This window comes from Streptomyces sp. NBC_00224 (assembly GCF_041435195.1).
Classification (GTDB): domain Bacteria; phylum Actinomycetota; class Actinomycetes; order Streptomycetales; family Streptomycetaceae; genus Streptomyces.
Genome location: NZ_CP108106.1, coordinates 1 through 19,536, shown reverse-complemented (window position 1 = coordinate 19,536; position 19,536 = coordinate 1). Strand labels below are relative to the sequence as shown.

Genomic DNA, 19,536 nt, shown 5'->3' with positions numbered 1-19,536 from the left:
GGCCTGCATGGTTGGTTGGGTGATGTGTGGGACATGGAACGGCCATCGCGGGACTCTCCAGGTAGGTGAAGACCAGGGGAGGACGCGATGGCCGTCGCTGTCAGTGTGCTCGGGCCCGGGATGTCCCGCCAGGGGCAAGCCAACCTGATGCGCTTTCGTAGGAGTTGGTATGCCTGTCTGGTCCGGCGCGCGGATGCGTTGTTTGAGCTGACGGACGCTCTACTGGCGGCCGGGCCGGTCGTCTCGCTGCCGTATCTGTCGCTGGACGGGCTGCACCGACGTGGTCACGGCAGCACCTACGCCGCCTTGGCCCAGGGCCGAGTGGATCCCGAAGCGGCACGTGAGTTGCTGGCCGACTCGCTGCCTGGTGTGTCGTGTCCGGTGTTCGCGGTGGATGTGAGTGTGTGGGTCCGCAGTGATGCCGAGTGCTCGCCCGGCCGCGGTTACTACTACCACCCCTCCAGGCACTCGGCGGGCCAGCCGATCGTGGCAGGCTGGGCCTATTCCTGGCTGGCCGGCCTGGAGCTGAGCACGAACTCGTGGAGCGCTCCGGTCGATGCCCGGCGCCTGCTCCCGGGCGAGAACCCCAGCACCATCGCCGCCCGCCAGATCCGCGGCCTGCTGCAACGGCGTCCCGAACTGGGCGCTCGGAGCCCGCTGTTCGTCTTCGATGGCGGGTACGACTCCGTCCGCCTCGCGCTCGACCTCACCGGCAGTCCGGCTCAGATCCTGGTCCGGGTCCGCTCCGACCGGTGCTTCTACGCCGACCCGCCACCCCGCAGGACGACGGTCGCGGGGCGGCCGCGGCGCCACGGCGCGAAGTTCACCTGTGCCGATCCCGCCACCTGGCCGACCCCGGACTCCGTCCACTCATGTGCGGACGAGCAGTACGGCGTGGTCACCGTGCAGCTCTGGCACCGCCTGCACGCCAAGACCCAGCAGCATGACGGGCATGGCAGCCGTGGCCCTCGCCCTGTCGTCCCGGGCACCGTGGTCCGCCTCAGCGTCGACCGGCTGCCCGGCCGGGCCAGGGCACCGAAGACGTTGTGGCTGTGGTGGGCGGGACCCTCCGGCCAGGTTCCCGATCCGGATTTGCTCTGGCGGGCCTATACCCGCCGCTTCGACATCGAGCACACCTTCCGCTTCGCCCGCCAGACACTGAACTGGACCCTGCCCCGCCCGCGCACCCCGGAACAGGCCGACCGATGGACCTGGATCGTGCTCGTCGCCTACACCCAACTCCGCCTCGCCCGCCCCCTGGTCACCGACCACCGCCTGCCCTGGGAGAAACCACTGCCATCAAATCGGCTCACACCTGGCCGGGTCCGTCGACGATTTCGTCATGTTCAGGCAGCAGTGGGAACACTGACCAACCCACCACAACCCTGCGGACGTTCCACCGGCCGACCACCAGGCAGCCGACGAGGCCCCGCACCCCGCCATCCAGCAGTCAAAACAACCGCATGACCTACGATCCACCACTCTCAGGGATAAAAGCGAAGCTTAGAGGCCCTAACAGAAGTTGTTGATCATGTGACTTTTGGTTCGGATGGTCGTTGGTCTGGCCGTGGGGAAACGTCAGTCGCGGCCTTGGATCGTGTCGGATGAACTGTGGTCGCTCATTGAGCCGTTGCTTCCGGGTCCGGCGCCGAAACAGGTGGAGGGACGCCCCCGGGTACCGGACCGGCAGGCACTCTGCGGGATCCTGTTCGTGCTGCATACCGGGATCCAGTGGGAGTACCTGCCGCAGGAGCTGGGGTTCGGATCCGGTATGACCTGCTGGCGGCGCCTGGCAGCGTGGAACGATGCCGGCGTCTGGGACCAACTGCACTTGGTGCTGCTGAAGAAGCTGCGGGTCGCGAAGAAGCTGGACTGGTCGAGGGCGGTGATCGACTCCTCCCACGTCAGGGCAGCTCGACGGGGCCCAAAAGCGGTCCCAGCCCGGTCGACCGAGCACGTCCGGGCAGCAAACACCACCTCATCGTCGACGGCCAGGGCATCCCACTCGCCGTCTCGCTGACCGGCGGCAACCGCAACGACATCACCCAGCTGATACCCCTGCTGAAGAAGATCCCGTCTGTTGCCGGCCTCGTCGGACGGCCACGCAACCGCCCCGACAGCCTGCTCGGCGACCGCGGCTACGACCACGACAAATACCGCCGTCTCGTCTGGGCAATGGGTGTCAAACCGGTGATCGCCCGCCGCGGCGTCCCGCACGGATCCGGCCTCGGAGTCCACCGGTGGGTTGTGGAACGGACCATCGCCTGGCTCCACGGCTTCCGCCGACTACGCATCCGCTGGGAACGACGCGACGACATCCACGAAGCCTTCCTCGGACTCGCCACCTGCCTCATCACCCACCGCCACGTCCAACGCCTTTGTTAGGACCTCTTAGCCTGCTCCAGTTCGGCGATGACCTCGACGTGGTAGTCGCGGCGGTCGAAGCCCCCTCTCGTACGTGCCGCCACGAATGCCTGCCCCGGTGCCAGCGCTGGCACCAAGACGACGCCGGTGCTGCCTCCGGCGCGTTCGCGATGGGCAGCGGTTCCTGCGCGGGCCGCCTCAATTACGCCGCCTCCTGCACAGGCTGGCTGTGCGGGGCCGCTGCCCCTGCCACGGTGTCCTGGCCCGTCAGGGCCTCGACGACCATGCCGACCAGGTCCCGGCCCGCGTTGGAGGTGACGGCGTTGCCGATCATCTCGACCTGCTGCTCGCGCCGTCCGAGGAAGACGAAGGTGTCGGGGAACTCCATCGCCCGTGCTGCCTCCCGGGCCCGGATCATCCGGTACCGGCACTCCTCCAGGCTGGTGGCGTAGCCGATCAGCCCGTGGCGGTCGTGGGTGGTGAGGGTGGGCATCGGCTGGGTCACGGGCTGCGCCGTGCTGTTGCCGTAGTACGGCAGGAGCTCGTGGGAGGCCGGATCGGCGTAGACGACGCCGTGGTTGATGCCACCGGCGGTCAGCGTGGACATTGGCTCGCTGGCCCGGCGGTGCGTGGAGCCGCCGCCGTGCAGCTCGACCATGTACGGCTCGATGAAGGCACCTGGGCCGTGCACCCGCTGGTACCTGTCCCACCCTGCGCTGATCTTCCGCATGGTGTTGGGCGCCAGAGGCCTGAGCCGCTCCCCGAGCATCTGGGCGGGAAGGGTGAGGTCCAGGGCCTCGATCGCGCCGCGCACGGGCGGTTCGACCACCTGGTTGCGGCAGGTGACGTGGGGACAGCGGTAGAGATACTGGCCCGTCTTGACGCCGTAGACGCCCCAGGGGCGCTCCGGGCTGCACACCCGCGTCCGTTTGAAGGACTGCATCAGATGGACACGGCCGTGCGCGGGGCAGATCCCGTAGGGGCGCAACCACTTGTCGAAGTCGGGCGCGCGGTCGCCCTGGCGCCAGAAGACGACATACATCCGCGGGCGGCGGGAGCGGGAGCCGGGACCGGCGGCCTGGGCATGGGCGGAGTCCAGGTAGACGATCCGGTACAGGTACGGGCCCCACAGGGCGACGCTGCGCACCCAGGTGTCGAACGCGAACCCCGGAGCATCTGCGGGTCCCCACCAGCGGGCGTCGGGCACGTTCTCGACGATGATCGCCCGGTAGCGGTGGTGCTCGGCGAAGCGGGCGACGTCGTGCATGGTGGCCCGTGAGCGGATGGCGGCTTCGTCCGTGCCGTCGGTGGCGAACAGCCCGTCGTTGAACTCCCCGTAGCAGCGCTTTTTGCCCCGGGCCCGGGTGTGGTGGGTGCATTCCGGTGACGCCCACAGGATGTCGGTGCGCGGGTACTTGGCCGGGACGACCTGGGAAATGTCGGCGCAGTCGTGGTCGGTGTGCGGATGGTTGTGCTGGTGGGTGTCGATGGCGTGCCGGGCATGGTTGGCCGCCATCCGCACGCGGACGCCGTCAATCAGCTCGGCCCCGAGAGTGGAGCCACCGGCGCCGCAGAACAAGTCGGTCACGGTGATCACGTCGAAGTTCCTGCTCTTCAAAGAGAGGTGGATGGCTGCGTCAGGGCAGCTGGAGCTGCGCGCCGGAGCCCGAAAGCAGGGCGTCCCACGCCTTGTCGAAGCCGCCGTCCTGCTTGTCGATCACGTGGGCCGGGGCGGTGCAGAACAGTTCCTCGGCCATCGGCCAGCCGTCTTGGCGGGGGCGGACCCAGGCCCGGGCGCGCCCGTAGAGCCGGTCGTGCTCGACGTCGACGCGGTGCCGCTGGGAGAGGGAGGTCAGTCGCCGGGCGAGTAGCTGGGGGTGGCCGAGGTCGACGCGTTCGGTGGAGCGCATCACGGGGCGGCGTCGGCCGTCGGCGGTCAGCAGGAACAGGCGGCGCACGTGGTAGAGCGCCCAGGGCGTGTCGAGTTCGCGTGCGAAGGCCTCCAGGCAGGCCCGGTCCCGTAGCTGGGAGGGGTCCAGCATGTCCAGGAGGCTGCCGGTCCTGCCGTAGAGCGTGGCGTTGGGGTTGAGGCTCATCGCGGTGTACTCCAGGCGCAGCACCTGTCCGGCGATGTCCGGGTGGGTGCGCATGCGCTCCAGGTGGGCGGGCAGCGCGCCCATGGAGACGGGGAAGCAGCAGAAGGTGCAGTACGACTTGGGCCAGTGGACGCCGAACCGCAGGTGGAGGTAGTCCTCGACCTCGCGCCTGCCCCAGCCCCATTCGATGAGCGGGAACACCCCGGTGCGGCCCGGGATCTTCGAGTGAGTGGTGTCATTCAAGAGGCGGCCCGGCTCGTCGGCGTTGAAGCCCAGGATCTGCCGGAAGGGGCGGCCGCCGAAGACCCGGCCGAGCCACAGGTCACCGACCTCGCCCTTGGCCCGGAGGCTGCACTTGCGCGCCCCGGCCTGCTGGGGAACGGTGCCGACGGACTCCATCTCCTCCCACAGCGTCCACGCTCCACGGGCGTGGAGCTGCTCAGGGTGGCGGCAGTCGTCCAGCACGGTGATCCCGTCCGCCTTGAGATGTCTGTTGCGGGCCAGCTGGACGAACCGCACGCGGTGCTGGCGCAGCAGTGGGAGCATGAACTCCGTACACAGCAGCCGGGTTTCGGGCCACTCGCTGCCCGTGGCCATGTAGAGGACGGCGGTGCGCTGGAGGTCGATGCCGTGGGCGGCGGGGTCGGTGAGCATGCGGGCGAGGTAGGCGGTGGAGTCGGCGCCGAGCCCCCAGTTGATGACGGTGTCCAGGTCGTCGTCGGCGGTCAGGCCGGGCAGGAAGAGGCTGTACGCGGTGCTTGGCATGGCACGGGCTCCTTCGCGGCCGGGCCGGGCCGGGTCTGGGCGGGGATGATGAGCAGCAGGCGTTGAAGTAGTCCGCTCCGTGCGGGGATACGGCGGGCAGGGTCAGGTCGCCGTCGGCGACGTCACCGGCGCGGGCCATCCGCGCGAGCGCGGGATCCGGAGCAGCGGGGCGTGGTCTTCGTCGTCGGTGTGGGCGGTGACGACGGCGTCGAAGAACTCGACGTACTCGGCGTGCTGAGGCGTGGCGGGTTCCTCTCTGCCTGCCCGGGCTTGGGCCGCCGTGCAGGGGAGGGCTGTTGACGAGGGAGGCAGGGCGGCCGCAGGGGTGCGTGCCCTGGACGGCGTGCCGCGAGGCACTGCGGTCCGTGTGCACATGCTGGGTGGCGGGCGCGGCACGCAGAGGCCAGTCAGGGCCGGCGGTCAGCTCAGCGCGGGAGAGCGCTGTCAGATGTCGACGTGGGGGGGGGGGGGGGGGGGGGGAAGTGCCGTTGTCCGTCGCGGTGGTGGTGCTGCACCAGCCGGAAGACCGCTGCTGCTCCCACCAGGCGGGAGGGCGGCCCGGCTGGCTGAGCGCAGCGGGAGCAGCCCGTGGCGGTGCGGGTCGGGGCGCTTCGGGTGCGGTGATGGGGGCGGCGGCGGCCGGGCTGGGCAGGCTGGTTTCGGTGTAGGCGATGCGCTGGCGGAGGCTGATGCCGAGGTCGTCGAGGCTGAGGTGGATGGAGTTGTCCTTGGTCGCGGTGATGCGGCCTGTGGCCAGGACGGTGACTCCGCGGGTGAGGGATTCGGTGGCGTTGCGGGCGAGGTTCCGCCATGCGGTGCAGATGTAGGTGATCGGGTTCCCGTCCCGCCACGTCTGCGTGGCGGGGTCCCACTGCCGTGAGGTCTGGGCCAGCTGGAAGCGGCAGACGGCGAGGCCGGATGCGGTGAAGCGGCATTCGACGTCGCTGGTGACGGTGCCGGACACGTGCGTGGTCGGCGGGGACATGCGGGAACACCTCCGATACCAAATAATTGTGTGAGTTGGGATGGGGTCAATCCCCCTTGGCCGGCCCTCCTCGCCGGACCAGCCGCCGCAGTCATCGCCGCAACCGTGGTGGAACTGCGTGTGTCGGCGCGGCACCGCCGCAGAACACGGTGGAGTCCCCGACCTCGACCAGCAGGGCAACCGTGCCGCTGGGCTGGACGATCAACTCGTCAGCGGCATCGAGATGCACCGAGACCCGCATAGCACGGCGGTCCGCGTCCAGGTACGCGAAGACCAGGACTTTGGCGACCTCAAGGCAGGGCAGGCCCTCGTCGGCGCGGTCCGTCATCGGGTGGAAGACGGCCGCACTGTTGGCCTCGGCACACATCTCTTCGCCCGGGAAGCGGAAGCCGTCGGGGCCGGAGACAGCCGGTAGCGGCAGTTCGATGTCGTCGGCGTACAACGAGTAGCGCTCATCTGCTCGTTGTGCCCGCGGCCCGTAGTGCAGGCGGACGGCCGCACGGTCGCTGATCGGCGGGCAGTGCGGGATGCGGTCGTCCCCGGCCACGTTGTCCCAGTTGCTGCGCACACGCTGCGCCAGGCAGGCCAGCGCGGAGTTCTCGTCGGCCCACAGCGTCACCTCCTGCCCGTTCCGGTCCTCGCGGTGCGGCGCCCAGGCGCTGCCGACGATGGTGCGCGACGGCGCGGGCGGGCTGGTGAAGTCGAACCCCGCCAGCCACGCGTCGAGGATGCCGACGGTGTCGGCGCCGGGCCACTCGCCCGCGCGCTCGTGGAGCGCGGTCATCTGCTCGTGCAGGTCGATGACGGCCGCGCCCTCGGGCGTGGCCGGGTCAGGCGTGATCATGGAAAGGCTCCTTTGGGAAGGGATGGTCAGGGAGGGAAGGGTCACGGTGTGCCGTCCAGGAGGTCGTGCACCAGCGCCATCAGACGCTCCTGTTCGGCCGTGAGCGGGGCGGTGCGCAGGACGCGGGTGCGCAGGACGGGTACGTCGAGGCTGATGCCCGAGGGCGCGTCGATCTGGCCGGGCGGGAAGACCAGGCGGTAGGTGTGGGTGTGGATCATCCAGGCCTCGTAGCGGTCGGCCGGTTGGCCGTTGCGGGCGGCGTCGCCGTGGTCGGGGGCGAGGGAGGGGCAGGGGCAGGCCGGATCGGTGCAGGGCCGTCCGGCCGCGTGGCTGGCCAGGACGGGACGCTGGCGGTAGCGGGTGGCGGTGCCGTTGAGCATGGGGCAGTGCGCGGCGGTGTACGGAAGGCACTCGGGGTGCAGCGCGGGTTCCGGGCAATGGCCCTGGGCCACGTCGGCGGGGCGCACGATCACGAAGCACCGCTCGTTGAGTGACTGGCCACAGATCTGGCACAGGCAGTGCAGGAAGGCGGCACGGGCCCGCTCGGCGTCGAGACTCCCGAACGCCGCGTGGCCGTTATGGATCAGGGACACCCAGGGCACGACCAGCCCGCCGGCCAGCGGTCGACGTGCACAGCGTTGGGGGACCGGTGGCATCACTGGCTCCTTCGAATCGCGGGGATGGGGTTGCGCGCCTGGCCCGTGGCGTCGCTTCAACTGCTCTGTGGTGGGGGAGGGGTGGTGAGCAGGGTGTCCCAGTGGGCGTGGCGGAAGTCGGTGGCGGTGTGCAGGCGCAGGTGCAGCCAGCCGAGAGGTTGTCCGGCGTGCAGGACGGCTTCGGCGGCGATGGCGGCGGCCCGGGGATAGGCGGTGGCGTCGTCGGGGTCGGTGGCGGCCAGGATCAGGCCGGGGCGGTGGGGCATGTGGCGGAGCAAGAAGTGGGGGTAGCTGCGATCGTCCAGGATGACGAGGGGGGCTTTGTGGTAGGCCTCGCGGGTGAACACGGCGGACGGTGAGTGGTGCAGGGGGACGGGGCAGGGCAGCAGGCCGATGGGGTCGTGGTCGAGTCGGTCGCTGATGATCAGCACCGGCTGGCGGGGCGGGTCCGGGGCAGCGTGTGCGGGAGCGGACATGGCAGGTGACCCGTCGATTTTGTGAGAGGGCGGGACAGCCGGGCGGGCTGCCCCGCCGCGTGCGGGGGTCGGTCAGCCGAGCGGGAAGAGCACGAGGGCCCGCACGGCGCTGTCGGGGACGGTGGGGAACAGCTCGCGCAGTTCCGGGTCCTTGGCCAGCTGCTCGGGCAGGCGGAAGACGTCGCCGACCAGGCCGCTCAGGGTCGGCGCGTACCGGGAGTGGCTGTAGCTGGCCAACGGCGAGAAAGTGTTGCCCTCGGCGTCGCCGGAGAGCACCACGAGCGTGCTGCCGGGCAGGCGGCGCCAGTCGTTGCGGAGCAGCTGGCGCAGCACGGCCAGGGTGAGGGGTTGGTCGCGGGCGTCGGCGTCCACCGGGGATGCCGCCTGCGGGGAGTCGCTCATGGCTGCCTCTTTCGGGCGCGGGCCGGGTGGCGGGGACGCCCGGCTGGGGAGTGGGGACGGGGTGGCGCCTGCGTCGCGCCGGGCGGCGCGACGCAGGCCCGGGGGTCAGCTCTCGGTCAGTTCCAGACAGGAGAGCGGGACGCCGCTGCCGGGCAGACGGAAGCGCCGGACGTTCTCGGGGACGCGGTAGTGGCTGTTGCGCGGGTCGGCGCGCAGTTGCCGGGTGGATTCCTCGTCGAGCAGGAAACCGGCCCGGGTGCCGGTGCGGTTGCGTTCCTGCACGGTGCCCGTCTTGCCGCGCAGCAGCTTGGAGCGCAGTGCGGGGGTGATGCGGGCGCGGCGCCCCGACTGGATGCGGGCGAAGGCGGCCTTGTCGATGGCGCGGAGTCGCTGTGCGGCGGCTTCCTGGACTTGTGCGACGGCTGCGGCGTCGGGCAGCTGTCCGATGAAGGTACGGACGTCGTCGATCGTGGGGGGCATGCTGGTTCGCCTCTCTGTGCGGAGGTGGACGACCGGCCGGGCACGGGCCGTGCCCGGCCGCAGGGGTGGTGAGGGGGAGGGGCGGATGGTCAGGCGGCGGCGGTCCGGTGGCTGGTGAGGGCCTGCTGCTCGACCTCGGAGAGCTGGTAGCTGCCGTTGTCGGCCTGACCGAGGGATTCCAGGAGCAGCAGGTAGCGGGCCTGGGGTGCGGTGAGGGACGACCATGCCTTGGGCTCGCGGATGTCGTACTCGCACGCCGCCGCGACGTGGGCGAACACAGCGTTCACCAGGCGTGCCTTGGGCAGGTGCACCGCCGTCTCGGCGAGGTCGGCCTTGGGCTCCTTGACTCCCAGGAAGCGTGCGACGGTCTCGGTCTCCCGTTTGTCGGCCCAGGAGCTGTAGAAGCCGGGGAGGGTGAGCAGGATGTTCTGGGCGAACACCCGGGCCGCGTCCGGCAGGGCCTTCATGCGCACGAGCCGGGTGATGAACTGCTGACGCGGCCCGGCGGCGGCCTTCCACGCCCGGTTGCACGAGATGACCCTGCGGCGTTCCTCGGCCTTGTGCTCGTCCGCCTCGGTCCGGGGTTTCTTGGGCTGCGGGCGGACTTTGTGGCCGTAGGCGGCCGGGTCGGCGCAGTGCCACACGGGCCGGTGCTCGTCGTCCAGGCGGGCGCTGTGGCCGGGGCAGTTGCGGTGGTTGTCCTCGGTGAGCGGGTTGCCCAGCCCGGTGGTGAGCTCCGCCAGGGGGCGCGAGGGGTCTTTCTCGTAGGACGGCACCCGGCCCAGCAGCGGGATGTTGGCCTCCTTGAGCTCCTCCTCGGCCTTGGCGCGGGTCTGGGCGTCGGCCTGCTCGGCGCGCAGCAGCGCCACCTCCTGGTCCCAGTGGCCGCGACCGCCGCCCCCCTCGTCCTGGTCGCGCTGGAGTGCCCGCATCAGCCGGTTCTCCGCGCCGCGCACGGGTTCGACCTCGGCGAGCTGGGCGGTCTGCTCCAGGTCCATGCCTGCGGCCGCCGTACGGCGCAGGGTCGCGTCGTTGAGTGCTTGGGCGACCTTGGCCTGCCGGACGGCGTTACGGCTGACGCGCAGGGCCTTGGTGGCCCGGCGCTGGTCCACCTCGCTCATGTCGATCAGGGAGAGTTCCTGGGCCCGCAGGGTGTCACGCTCGCTCATGCCCTCGCGGTGGTCGTTCTCCACCAGGGACAGGAACCGCGTCCAGCCGTCGCGGCCGACCAGGTCCTCGCGTACGTAGGCCCTGATGGGGCGGGCGGGGCGGGTGTCCTGTGCGGCGGTCGCATTGGCGGCCTGCGCGGCCTGGGCGCGCCGCCAGCCCTTGAAGACGCTGTAGGTCCCGTCGGGCCGGGGCCGGACGCTGACGGGCTCTTCCACGCCGAGTTCCTTGACCGAGGCGATGAGCTTGTCGTCCGGCTCGGTGTCGGTCTCGCGCGCGTTGCACTCGTCACGCACCAGCAGCGCCGGGTCGAGGAGGACGAACTGCCGGACGTCTTCCTCGTGTTCGACGTGCTCTTTGGTGGGGTTGGTGGGGGTCAGGACGGCGGTAGCCATGGGGTGCTCCTTCTGCGTGCCGCGTCGGCGTATCGGCGGGGGTCAACCCGCATCACTAATAAAATAATAGTGTGAGAGTCTGAAAGGGGTAGATACCCGCTGACCTGCGGGGATCCCGCATTTGCCTGCCGCCCTCGGACTCAACTGCCGGGAGTGTGGAGCGTGTTCGGGCGCGGGGTGCGGGCGGTCTCCTCGGGTGCCGGGCTCGGGTGCCGACTGCGGCGGTGGGCGGCGCGGGTCTCGGCCTCCAAGCCGGGGCGCTGCCGGGCGGCCGAAGGCAGCAGCGCGTACCGCACGTCCATGGCCCGGGTGAGAATGCCCAGTTGCTGGCCGGACAGCACCCGCGGGCCCCGTCCGTCGGCGCCCGTGGTGGCCGGCAAGTCTTCAGCCGCCGGGACCTCCTCGGCGCGCTGGTGCACCGGCCGGGTAGGGGAACCGGCAAGGCGCGGCGTGCGGGCGCATGAAGCGCCCGCACGGACCGGCGGTCAGGGTTTGAGGTGGGTGACCAGCCGGGCGGGCAGGTAGACGTGCAGGACGTCCTCGTGTCCGGGCGGGTCCAGGGCCGCCAGCCGTCTGAGCGCCTCAGCCAACTCCGCATCGGCGTCCGCCTCTTCGGCCAGGGACTCCCCGCCCGCCGGTACGAACGTCACCGTGGTCGTGCTGTGCGTGAGGTCGGGGGCCTCGTCGGTGCTGGCGAATGCCGCGATGCGCGGGCTCCAGCCGACGCACATGCCTTCCGGCGTGCGCTGCTCCGTCGCTGTGATGTAGGCGGCGATCACTGGGCGGCCCTGATCGGGCTGCTGGGCAGCGAGCGCCATGACGCGGTCGACCACGACCTGCCGCCACCCCTCCTCGGCGGCGAAGAGGGCTTCGACGATCAGCGCGTCCAGAGCCCTGGGTGAGAGGCGGCGCAGCGCGTCGCGCATGGGCGGCTCGGCCGGTGCGGTCAGGAGTTCGTCCAGTTCTGCGGGCTTCACGGGCGGTGTCCTTCCTGGGGTGCGGCCGCGGCGGACGGTCCTGCCGTCCGTGCGCCCGCACCCTCACTACATAAAATAATAGTGTGTATTTTGGGGGTGTGAACCCACCTCTGAGCTGCCGCTATTCGCGGTCCGGATAGGGCGGGAGAGGGAAGCTGCGCCGGGGGTCGATCCGTGCGCACCGCTCGCAGTAGGCGGTGATGCGGTTGGCGGTGCACTCGCCCCACCGGCACTCGAAGGCCTCGCGCGGCCCGCACAGCAGACACCGCCGCAGCACGATACCGTGCAGCTCGCACGGCTCCCAGCACGCCCGCTCGGGCAGGGCTTTGAGCGCAGGGCGCTCACGCTCCAGACGGGCAAGGTCGGCGACCGGGAAGGACACGTCCGCGTCGCGCACCCAGCGGGGCGACAACTGGCCGAAGCGCTCGGGTGTGGTGGAGAACGGCTGGCAGGCAGGACTGAACACCATGGCCAGATGACCGTCGCGGACGAGCGCTTCCAGGCGGCGGTGGCTGGACTCCCGCGTCAGGGACAGCATTTCGTCCCGGCGCAGGCTCCAGGCATACCCGTACCGGCGCAGAATCCGCCGCTCGGCGGCCGCCGGACCGCTCTGAGCCATGTCGAGCGCCTCCACGGCCGCGACGGCGGCCGTCGGACTGGAAGCCACCTCCCGCGCAGCGGCCTCCGCTGCCGGGCGGGTGGCGTGGCTGCTGAGCGCGTACCCGTGCAGCGTGTCCACGACCTCGTGGACTCCCCCGTGCTCCGCCACGGTGTACCTCACGGGCGGCTGGGCTCGGCGTCGGGGCATGGCGGCACTCCCTCTGCGGCAACAGGGCGGACAAGCGGGGTGTGCGGCCCGGCCTCGCCGTGGTGCGGTCCTCGGCGGGCGGGCAGTGGCGTGTAGGAGGAGTAGACGAAGTGGCCCAGCGCGCGCAGCGCGCCGGCGGTGCGCTCCACGGCCTCGGGGCCGTCGCCGGTTGGCCGGGCGTACGCCTCGATCTCGCCGTTCCAGACGAATCCCTCGCCGGTCAGCATCGCCACGGTGTCGGGCGTGAGGTCATCGGGACATCGGGGGGCTGCGACGAGTCCGTGCGCGGGGTCGGGTACCACGAGGAACACAGGAGTCTCCTTCCGTAGCGGGGCTGCCTGAAGAGAGCAGCCCCACGGCGCGGGCCGACTGCTGGTCAGTCGGTGGTCACGGTGAGGGTGTCGTCGGCTTCCAGGACGGCGAGGGCGGCACGGATCGCGGCACGCGTCTGCGGGCTCGGCACCGAGTAGGGGAAGGCCAGGGCGTGCACGGCGGTGTCCAGTTCACCGTCGGGCATCGGCAGCGTGACGCCGCTGCGATAGAGGGTGAGAGCGGTCGCGGTGGCGACGCGGCTGCGGTTGTAGGCCACGGCCTCCCCGGCGCAGACACCGGTGCCCAGTGCTTCGCGGGCGGTGGGCGGGAGCGCGGTGACTCCGGCACCGAAGGGACGGACGGGCAGGCGCAGGTGGGACGGCCGCACCAGGCGGCGCAGTACGCGGAGCATGGCAACTCCCGGGCTCGAAGCGGGCGGAGAGGACGGGCGACGGAGCGCTCGCGATTCGGCGGTCTGTGCATGCCCGCGTCGCATGAGGGCGGCGGCAGCCCTGCGGCGCAGGGGGATGAACGCCCCCTCGCAACAGTTATAATAGTGTGTTCTCTGGTGTGGGGAACCCGCCACTGACCTGGCGGTCTCGCGCCCGTACGGCTGCGGCGAACGCCGCCAGCATGGGGACCATGCAGTCGGGGCGGCCGGACGCGTCGACGCCCACCTCCTTGCCCGAGGGCCCGATGACGACCAAGACGCTGTCCAGCAAGGCGGGACCGCTGTGCCCGGGCGGGCGGAACGCGTGCTCCCAGAGGATCTTGGTGCTCCGATGCCGCTCGGTGACCCCGGCGCCGGGAAGTGCACCGGCCACGGCGTCAGCGACGGTACGCCGGGCATCGCTCTCCGCTGCCTGAGAGCGGCGAGTTCCCCGGCGCGCTCAACGGCCTGCGTGTGCAGCGGGTAGAGCCGCCGGGTGATCTCGTGCGCCACATGACGGGCGCTGCTGGCCGTGACCCCGATCGACGGCGGACTCACCTGGGACCCGTCCGGCAGGGCCGCAGAGATCGTCAGGCGGCCGGGCTGCCGGTTGCTCTGGCGCAAACTCAGGGCGCGGCCGTCGCCGTCGACGATGAGGCGGACCAGACCCCTTCCCGGTACCGGCGGCGGGGCTGTGCGGCAATGCGTGCCCAACTCCCGCGCCACCTCGTCGGCGAACGCGTCAAACTGTGACTGGGTGGTCAGGTTCTGCGGCGAGGCCACGACGTCACTCCTTCGGTCGGGGTGGAGGGGGATCGGCGCGCGCGGGTGCGGCCGCGTTCTGGCCCCGACGCTCGGCGTCGCGGCGGAAGTCCTCGGCGGTGTAACCGGTGCTGCACCGTGGTTTGCACAACTGGCCGGGCGGCGCGCCGCATGTCTCGCACCAATCATCGAAGTCCTCTGGGCGCCAGGGGCGCAGTGCGCCCGTCATGCGGGCAAGTAGCGGATGTGCTCGGCGACGGCCCGGGCGGAACTGACGGGGCTGGAGTGGCTGTTCTCGGCGCATCGCGCCTGCCACAGGCTCGCTGGCTTCGACGGGGTGATCTGGTTGCTGGTGGCCGGGCTGATGGTCCAGCGGCGGCCGTGGGGGTCGGTGGCGGTGTAGGTCAGGAACTCGGGGCGGTCCTGGTGGCCGTTGTCCTGCCAGGACAGGCCGGCGGACGTGAGAGCGCGGCCGAGCTGGGCGCAGCGTTCGGGGGTGATGTGGCCGAAGGTGGCCATGGCAAGTCCCTTCTGCACCAGCGGGGTGGGGCGGACGGATGGCTGGTCAGGGGCGGCCGGAGGGCCGGGGCTTGTGGTAGCGGTACAGGAAGCGCGCGGCCCATTCCCTGCTGGCGAAACCAGGGATTCCGCCGCCGTTGCCCGGATGGCTGGCGGGGTACTCGGCAACCCACTTGCATGCGGCGGGATCTCGCCAGACGACTCCATAACTGGTGCTGCGGTCGTGGCGGTCGAGGACCCGGTACCCGAACGAACCGGGATTGGCGGTGAACATGAACTCCTCGATCATCACGGTCCTTTCGGTCGTTTCCGGGGTGCCGGAGGGGGCGGTGCGTGGGAGGGACACCCCCTCCCATAACACTCATAATAGTGTGGTCATGGGTGGTGTGAACCCGCCTTTGACCTGGGGTTTGAGGGAGGCACGGTTCAGCGCCGGAGTGGAGAAGAGCCAGGAGTGAGGCGGGCGGGCGGTGGTTGGTGGTCGCGGTAGTCGGCCACCTTCACGTAGCCGCCCGGCATCGTGTCCAGGCGCAGTTGGTCGGGTCCCCAGTTCTCGACCACGTCCGGCGGAAGGTTCTCGATGTCTTCCGCCTCAACCTGGCAAGCCCAGCCTGTCAGCTCTGCGCCGAACAGCCGCTGCCATTCCAGCAGGACCGGAAAGAGCTGCCCGACGTCGTCGACCAGAGCGACCGCACGGGACTCGTGCGGGTTGGGACACTCGGCGAAGGCGGGGGCGCCGGGGCGGCAGCGCTCACCCAAGGTCATCAGCCAGCGCATGATCACACCGACTCCCGCGATTCGGGGCGTGCCTGGGCTCGCCGACGGCGGATGCCGTCGCGCTGCTCGGTGCGCGTGCGGTAGCCGTACACGGTGATGGTGGGCCTGTCAGCCACGGTCCTCCTCCTCTTCTGAGGCGGTGAACTGGGGCAAGAGCGGTGCGTCGTAGACCTCTCGCCACACGGCGGGAGCGCCGGGGCAGGGGATGACGGCTTTTTTGAGCTCGGCCGTGTCGATGGGGTGCAGCCACCCGTTCTCGATGGTCCAGCCGCACGCAAGGGGGCGGGGGTCAGCGGCGGTGGTGGCCACCAGGACGGCGCTGCGGACGGTGCTGCCCTCCAGCGCGAACACGAGCAGGATGCGCAGGGCGTAGAAGGCTTCGTCGTCCAGCACCGCAAGGCGCACCGGGATGTCATCGGTGCAGAGATTGCCGATGGACAGGTCGACGTGACCCCGCAGGAACGCCCCGTCAGTTCGTTCGGCCACGAGACTGATTTGGTGTTCGCCGTCACCCAGGGCCAGAACCAGAGCGGCGAGCGCGGTCAGGGACCGTTCCATTGCGGCCGCCGCGGCGGCGTCGTCGGGACGGGTGAGTTCCGGGCGTGCGGGCATGCTGGTCCTCCTTGTGAAGGGACGGGCGGTGAGCACCGGGGGCGGTGGGCCGCGCCCGTGGGGCGGTGGAGTCTTCCGGGCGCGCGCTCTGCTCCGCAGACGGGTTGCGCTGCCGCTACGCGGCAGGGGACGGGGGCGCGCTCCGCGCTCTCAGGAAGGGGCGGGGAGCGCTCCGCGCTGGGCGCCGGCCGGTGCCCGCCCGGACGCCTGGGGCGCCCCGACCGGTGCGGGGCGGACTATAGGCCCGTGCGGGCCGGGCTGGGGGAGGTGCCCGGCCCGCACGGGGGTCTGTCAGCCGTGGGCGGCGGCCGCCGTGAGCGCGGGCAGTGCGAGCGCTTCCAGGGCGGCTGCCTGGTCGGCGTCGGTAAGGGTCTGTGCGGTCGACGTGATGGCCTGCATCACGCCCCCGGCCGTGACCTGACCGCCCCGGATGAAGTGGGCAAGGATCCTGTCCTTGGCCTCAGCACCGATGCTGAGCGACTTGGTGACGTGCTCGATCGTCTTCGTCGGCTCGGCCAGCGGTTTCCCGGCCGCATCCTCCATTCCCCGGACCTTGGCCTCGACGTACTCCCGCGACAGGAAGGTGCGCACGGCGTCGGCGGTCTTGGATGTGATCAGTTCCAGCGTCTTGCGCTGAGTCTGGCCGGACCAGGACACGACGCCTTCGTCCTGCTTGCCTCCCAGGTGCACGGCGCGCATCACGTCCTGCGTCATGGTCAGACCGTTGCGGCATACCTGGATCACCGCGCGCGGCGTGATGGTGTACGCCCCGGAACCGACCTCACTGTTGGTGATCACGAAACCGGCCGAGACCACCGGCAGCTGGTCACCACTGCGCTCGTCGAACGGGGAGCGGTAGCCGCGCAGCAACTCGCGGGCCTGGACGGCGACCGCTTCGGACTCGACGCGCACGTACATGCGCCGGTCCGTCAGATCGCAGCCGGTGATGCGGGTCGGGTGGCCGGACTGCTGGACCCCGTCCAGCGCGGCGAGCAGCATGTCGAGGTTGTCCATCCGCTTGTAGCTGTCGGACAGCAGCGCGCGGGCCACTCCCTCACTGGGCGCCATGCCGGGGCCATTGTCGCCCCGGAACGCACGGAGCATGTAACGGCGGTCCGGCTCCTCACGCAGCCACGTGTTCACGTTCTCGTCCAGCAGCGGGACGTTCTCGGTACGCATGCGGCGCAGGTAGGCGAGCGGGATGCGGAGCTTGTCCGCGATCCCCTCGTCCGCCACGGCGGTGGGCCGGTAGATCCCGTCGACGTCCGTCACACCGTCCTCGGTGATCAGGGACTCGATGCCGTCGACGTGAACGTTGCCCTCACGGAACCGCAGCGCGGACCCGGACACGATCACGTCCAGCTTGCGCCGGTTCTGGTCCTCCAGGATCCGGACCAGATCGCCCGTGTCGGCGTTGCGGGCGCCCATGGGAGCCACGCTCATAGCGCGCTCGGCGAACTGCTGAGTCATGCGGTGTTCTCCCCTTCGTGTTGGCTTCTGCGGTGCGGGGCCCGGGGTCACCGGCCCCCGCACAAATCCAATAATAGTGTGTTGCAGGGGTGGGTAAACCCACCCCTGACCAGCACACTCAGACCGGGATGCGGTGAACGGGCAATGGCGTCAAGCTCGAACGACGCACCGACCCCACCACCGGCACGGGCACACCCCCGAGTACATCGACCTCCTCGCACAGGTCGTACCGCAACTCCGGCACACCTCCGTACGGGTCTGCGTACGTGTGGATCGCGCACACCCAGTACGTGCCGTGACAACGCCTCACGCTGCCGTGATAGTCCACCTGCTGCCACAGCGTGGGCCCTTCGGACTGCCGAACACCCACCCGCCCCGACCTCAGCCGCCGGAAGGCACGCCGTACGCTCTCCTGGTCGACCGGGACACCCGCCACTGCCGGGGCGGTGTGCCCCGTACGCACTGCCGACGCCCAACCGAGCACGAAAAGCGGCAGGATCGCGTCGAACTGCTCCAACGGCACCCGCAGCGTCCCCGGAACACCCCGGCTGCGCGCCCACTCCCGTAGTGCGTGCTCAGCCTGCTCGGCCTCGTCCTGCGTCACCGGCTCGCCGGTGCGGTCGATCACCTGGCTCTCTTCCATGATCCCTCTTCCCTCCAACAGGGAGCCCGGAAAGGCGAAATCGTTCCGGGCCCCACTCCGCCGTGGTGGCTGACCGGTCAGAAGATGGAGACGATGAACTCCGACCAGTGGTAATGCTCGAAGAACGCCAGCGGAACCAGCGCGAAGATCCCCGCCAACAGGTAGTCGTCGACCTTGGACCACGTCCGGTAGGCCGCGTGCCCCATGCTCTTGCGCCACGTGATGTCCACCGCGATCTCACACCCCAGAGCACTCGGATGGAACTCACGATGGATCCGCCCCAACTTCCCCCCAGGGCGCGACACGTGGACGTGGTGGGTCCCATCGGCCCGCTGAGAGATCCGCTCGAACTTCCACGCCTGTCCGGCCGCCGCCCCCGCCTGTCCACGAAGGGTCCGGCCCGCCGGGATTTCCTCGCCGGTCACACACGACACGAGCTTCATGATCAGTCCCCTTTCCGATCACGGTGCGTGGAGCCCCCCGGGGCTCGAACAGCAAGGTCTTCCAAACCCCGGGGGAGAATGCTTGCGCCTACTTCAGGAACCCGCGAGAGGTGAGGAATTCAGCCGTAATGTGCGCGACCCCACGCGGCTTGTAGATCTGCGGGAACCGCCGCATCTCCACTTCGGTGCGCCCAATGGCGTCGGGCTCCGGCAGCTGGTGAACGAGCCGGTAGGGACGGTCGCCGGTCGGCATTTCGAGCACGACCGCACCCGCCGTGGTTTCGAACCGAATTCCGGTGTAATTCGCGTCGGCGTTGTGCACGATGCTCGCTCCTGCCCGCTGGCAGATCAGGGGCAGGAAGTTCGCGATCGTGCGGGCCTGAATGGCCGGGCCGGTCATCGGAGCATCCGTACCGCCCTTCACCCGGCGGACGATTCCGTCAGAGATCTTGATCTCCACGTCTTCCCCTTCGATGGACTTCTGCGGCCCAGGGGGTCGCCTCCCCCAGGACTTCATATAATAGTGTGTCTTGCTTCTTGGGGGAACCCCCCTGCGTAATCCCCTGCGCTATCCCCTGAACGATCTCCTGACCTCGCCAGACCACCCACCTACGATTGCCCCAGGTCAGAAGCCCATTCACCCGTGGTTGGGGTGCTGACATCCCCTCTGCTGCCGCTCTCCCTGCCCGAATGAGAGAAAAGGGTGGGGCGGGCATGGGCTGCGCGGCGGCCTCGGGGATCGGGGCGGGCTTCGTGGGTTTGCGCGTCGGCAGAGCCTCCGCGCGGCCGTTGGCGTGGCCCACAGGGCCACGGGAGGGGGCATGGAGGTAGCCGCTTGAGCGGGCGAATCCTCACACGAGGCAGTTTGGTTGACCAAATAGAAGAGGCAGAACGGGATATCAGAACAGCAAAGCAGATCTGAATCACACGTTTTTGACGGATCATCAAAAACGCAGAGGGAGCCGGAAAACGGCCCGCCCCTAACCCCCCAGCCAGACAAAGGAATTCGCGGAGCGAATTCCGCAGGCCGAATTGCGGAGCAATTCGTGCCGCTGCCAACGGAGTTGGCAGCAATTCCGGCGAAGCCGGAATTAGCCGCGCGGAGCGCGGCATCTTTCCCGCCGCGTAGCGGCGGCGCGTCATGTCTGCGTAG

Annotated in this window: 23 protein-coding genes and 2 pseudogenes; 3 read left to right on the top strand and 22 right to left on the bottom strand. The window is 70.1% G+C overall.

Annotation, left to right across the window (positions count from 1 at the left end; all coding sequences use genetic code 11):
* Positions 1-87 precede the first annotated feature (87 nt).
* Both OG965_RS00125 and OG965_RS00120 read left to right on the top strand, forming a co-directional pair.
* The gene (locus OG965_RS00125; protein WP_371647800.1) at positions 88-1,467 is read left to right on the top strand and encodes an NF041680 family putative transposase; all 1,380 of its coding nucleotides are present in this window, start codon (positions 88-90) and stop codon (positions 1,465-1,467) included.
* 82 nt (positions 1,468-1,549) lie between these two features.
* Positions 1,550-2,298 (top strand): annotated as a pseudogene (locus tag OG965_RS00120) (IS5 family transposase); the annotation flags it as partial.
* Between the two features lie 268 nt (positions 2,299-2,566).
* Here OG965_RS00120 and OG965_RS00115 read toward each other — a convergent pair.
* On the bottom strand, positions 2,567-3,961 hold the full coding sequence (locus OG965_RS00115; protein ID WP_371647798.1) for a DNA cytosine methyltransferase: 1,395 nt from the start codon (positions 3,959-3,961) through the stop codon (positions 2,567-2,569).
* A 40-nt stretch (positions 3,962-4,001) separates the two neighbouring features.
* On the bottom strand, positions 4,002-5,225 hold the full coding sequence (locus OG965_RS00110; RefSeq protein WP_371647796.1) for a hypothetical protein: 1,224 nt from the start codon (positions 5,223-5,225) through the stop codon (positions 4,002-4,004).
* Positions 5,226-5,304: 79 nt separating this feature from the next.
* Here OG965_RS00110 and OG965_RS00105 point away from each other — a divergent pair, with 79 nt between their 5' ends.
* A complete protein-coding gene (locus OG965_RS00105; protein ID WP_371647794.1) occupies positions 5,305-5,463 on the top strand; it encodes a hypothetical protein in 159 nt (52 codons plus the stop codon).
* 504 nt (positions 5,464-5,967) lie between these two features.
* Here OG965_RS00105 and OG965_RS00100 read toward each other — a convergent pair.
* From OG965_RS00100 to OG965_RS00005, 20 genes and pseudogenes are all read right to left on the bottom strand, one after another.
* A pseudogene (locus OG965_RS00100) lies at positions 5,968-6,210 on the bottom strand (single-stranded DNA-binding protein); the annotation flags it as partial.
* A gap of 91 nt (positions 6,211-6,301) precedes the next feature.
* Complete coding sequence (locus OG965_RS00095) at positions 6,302-7,054, bottom strand: hypothetical protein (RefSeq protein WP_371647792.1); 753 nt, start codon at positions 7,052-7,054, stop codon at positions 6,302-6,304.
* 41 nt (positions 7,055-7,095) lie between these two features.
* On the bottom strand, positions 7,096-7,710 hold the full coding sequence (locus OG965_RS00090; RefSeq protein WP_371647790.1) for a cell envelope biogenesis protein OmpA: 615 nt from the start codon (positions 7,708-7,710) through the stop codon (positions 7,096-7,098).
* 56 nt (positions 7,711-7,766) lie between these two features.
* Positions 7,767-8,186, bottom strand: coding sequence for a hypothetical protein (locus OG965_RS00085; RefSeq protein WP_371647788.1), 420 nt, complete (start codon positions 8,184-8,186; stop codon positions 7,767-7,769).
* Between the two features lie 72 nt (positions 8,187-8,258).
* Entirely contained in the window at positions 8,259-8,588 is a 330-nt protein-coding gene (locus tag OG965_RS00080) for a hypothetical protein (RefSeq protein WP_371647786.1), read from the bottom strand.
* A 105-nt stretch (positions 8,589-8,693) separates the two neighbouring features.
* Complete coding sequence (locus tag OG965_RS00075; RefSeq protein WP_371647784.1) at positions 8,694-9,068, bottom strand: hypothetical protein; 375 nt, start codon at positions 9,066-9,068, stop codon at positions 8,694-8,696.
* 89 nt (positions 9,069-9,157) lie between these two features.
* Positions 9,158-10,630, bottom strand: a complete 1,473-nt coding sequence (locus OG965_RS00070) for a ParB/RepB/Spo0J family partition protein (RefSeq protein WP_371647783.1) — start codon at positions 10,628-10,630, stop codon at positions 9,158-9,160.
* A 140-nt stretch (positions 10,631-10,770) separates the two neighbouring features.
* The gene (locus OG965_RS00065) at positions 10,771-11,010 is read right to left on the bottom strand and encodes a hypothetical protein (RefSeq protein ID WP_371647781.1); all 240 of its coding nucleotides are present in this window, start codon (positions 11,008-11,010) and stop codon (positions 10,771-10,773) included.
* A gap of 105 nt (positions 11,011-11,115) precedes the next feature.
* Positions 11,116-11,607, bottom strand: coding sequence for a hypothetical protein (locus OG965_RS00060; RefSeq protein ID WP_371647779.1), 492 nt, complete (start codon positions 11,605-11,607; stop codon positions 11,116-11,118).
* A 121-nt stretch (positions 11,608-11,728) separates the two neighbouring features.
* Positions 11,729-12,415, bottom strand: a complete 687-nt coding sequence (locus OG965_RS00055; protein ID WP_371647777.1) for a hypothetical protein — start codon at positions 12,413-12,415, stop codon at positions 11,729-11,731.
* Positions 12,385-12,726, bottom strand: a complete 342-nt coding sequence (locus OG965_RS00050) for a hypothetical protein (protein ID WP_371647775.1) — start codon at positions 12,724-12,726, stop codon at positions 12,385-12,387. Before OG965_RS00050 ends, OG965_RS00055 begins: the two co-directional genes overlap by 31 nt.
* A 65-nt stretch (positions 12,727-12,791) precedes the next feature.
* Complete coding sequence (locus tag OG965_RS00045) at positions 12,792-13,139, bottom strand: hypothetical protein (RefSeq protein ID WP_371647773.1); 348 nt, start codon at positions 13,137-13,139, stop codon at positions 12,792-12,794.
* Positions 13,140-14,144: 1,005 nt separating this feature from the next.
* A complete protein-coding gene (locus tag OG965_RS00040) occupies positions 14,145-14,438 on the bottom strand; it encodes a hypothetical protein (protein WP_371647771.1) in 294 nt (97 codons plus the stop codon).
* 46 nt (positions 14,439-14,484) lie between these two features.
* Positions 14,485-14,727: a hypothetical protein gene (locus OG965_RS00035; protein WP_371647769.1), complete on the bottom strand. Its 243-nt coding sequence runs from the start codon at positions 14,725-14,727 to the stop codon at positions 14,485-14,487.
* A 137-nt stretch (positions 14,728-14,864) separates the two neighbouring features.
* On the bottom strand, positions 14,865-15,215 hold the full coding sequence (locus tag OG965_RS00030; RefSeq protein WP_371647767.1) for a hypothetical protein: 351 nt from the start codon (positions 15,213-15,215) through the stop codon (positions 14,865-14,867).
* A gap of 108 nt (positions 15,216-15,323) precedes the next feature.
* The gene (locus tag OG965_RS00025; protein ID WP_371647765.1) at positions 15,324-15,827 is read right to left on the bottom strand and encodes a hypothetical protein; all 504 of its coding nucleotides are present in this window, start codon (positions 15,825-15,827) and stop codon (positions 15,324-15,326) included.
* A 291-nt stretch (positions 15,828-16,118) separates the two neighbouring features.
* Positions 16,119-17,297 (bottom strand): DUF932 domain-containing protein, encoded by a 1,179-nt coding sequence (locus OG965_RS00020; protein ID WP_371647763.1) that lies wholly within the window; start codon positions 17,295-17,297, stop codon positions 16,119-16,121.
* 118 nt (positions 17,298-17,415) lie between these two features.
* Positions 17,416-17,940, bottom strand: coding sequence for a hypothetical protein (locus OG965_RS00015; RefSeq protein WP_371647761.1), 525 nt, complete (start codon positions 17,938-17,940; stop codon positions 17,416-17,418).
* Between the two features lie 77 nt (positions 17,941-18,017).
* Entirely contained in the window at positions 18,018-18,383 is a 366-nt protein-coding gene (locus tag OG965_RS00010) for a hypothetical protein (RefSeq protein WP_371647759.1), read from the bottom strand.
* Between the two features lie 88 nt (positions 18,384-18,471).
* Positions 18,472-18,843, bottom strand: a complete 372-nt coding sequence (locus OG965_RS00005) for a hypothetical protein (protein WP_371647758.1) — start codon at positions 18,841-18,843, stop codon at positions 18,472-18,474.
* Between the last annotated feature and the right edge of the window lie 693 nt (positions 18,844-19,536).

Bases quoted from the DNA above. Each gene is read 5' to 3' on its own strand.
- OG965_RS00125 (WP_371647800.1), top strand. From the start codon at position 88: ATGGCCGTCGCTGTCAGTGTGCTCGGGCCCGGGATGTCCCGCCAGGGG.
- OG965_RS00110 (WP_371647796.1), bottom strand. From the start codon at position 5,225: ATGCCAAGCACCGCGTACAGCCTCTTCCTGCCCGGCCTGACCGCCGAC.
- OG965_RS00095 (WP_371647792.1), bottom strand. From the start codon at position 7,054: ATGATCACGCCTGACCCGGCCACGCCCGAGGGCGCGGCCGTCATCGAC.
- OG965_RS00090 (WP_371647790.1), bottom strand. From the start codon at position 7,710: ATGCCACCGGTCCCCCAACGCTGTGCACGTCGACCGCTGGCCGGCGGG.
- OG965_RS00085 (WP_371647788.1), bottom strand. From the start codon at position 8,186: ATGTCCGCTCCCGCACACGCTGCCCCGGACCCGCCCCGCCAGCCGGTG.
- OG965_RS00080 (WP_371647786.1), bottom strand. From the start codon at position 8,588: ATGAGCGACTCCCCGCAGGCGGCATCCCCGGTGGACGCCGACGCCCGC.
- OG965_RS00075 (WP_371647784.1), bottom strand. From the start codon at position 9,068: ATGCCCCCCACGATCGACGACGTCCGTACCTTCATCGGACAGCTGCCC.
- OG965_RS00070 (WP_371647783.1), bottom strand. From the start codon at position 10,630: ATGGCTACCGCCGTCCTGACCCCCACCAACCCCACCAAAGAGCACGTC.
- OG965_RS00055 (WP_371647777.1), bottom strand. From the start codon at position 12,415: ATGCCCCGACGCCGAGCCCAGCCGCCCGTGAGGTACACCGTGGCGGAG.
- OG965_RS00045 (WP_371647773.1), bottom strand. From the start codon at position 13,139: ATGCTCCGCGTACTGCGCCGCCTGGTGCGGCCGTCCCACCTGCGCCTG.
- OG965_RS00040 (WP_371647771.1), bottom strand. From the start codon at position 14,438: ATGGCCACCTTCGGCCACATCACCCCCGAACGCTGCGCCCAGCTCGGC.
- OG965_RS00035 (WP_371647769.1), bottom strand. From the start codon at position 14,727: ATGATCGAGGAGTTCATGTTCACCGCCAATCCCGGTTCGTTCGGGTAC.
- OG965_RS00030 (WP_371647767.1), bottom strand. From the start codon at position 15,215: ATGCGCTGGCTGATGACCTTGGGTGAGCGCTGCCGCCCCGGCGCCCCC.
- OG965_RS00025 (WP_371647765.1), bottom strand. From the start codon at position 15,827: ATGCCCGCACGCCCGGAACTCACCCGTCCCGACGACGCCGCCGCGGCG.
- OG965_RS00020 (WP_371647763.1), bottom strand. From the start codon at position 17,297: ATGACTCAGCAGTTCGCCGAGCGCGCTATGAGCGTGGCTCCCATGGGC.
- OG965_RS00015 (WP_371647761.1), bottom strand. From the start codon at position 17,940: ATGGAAGAGAGCCAGGTGATCGACCGCACCGGCGAGCCGGTGACGCAG.
- OG965_RS00010 (WP_371647759.1), bottom strand. From the start codon at position 18,383: ATGAAGCTCGTGTCGTGTGTGACCGGCGAGGAAATCCCGGCGGGCCGG.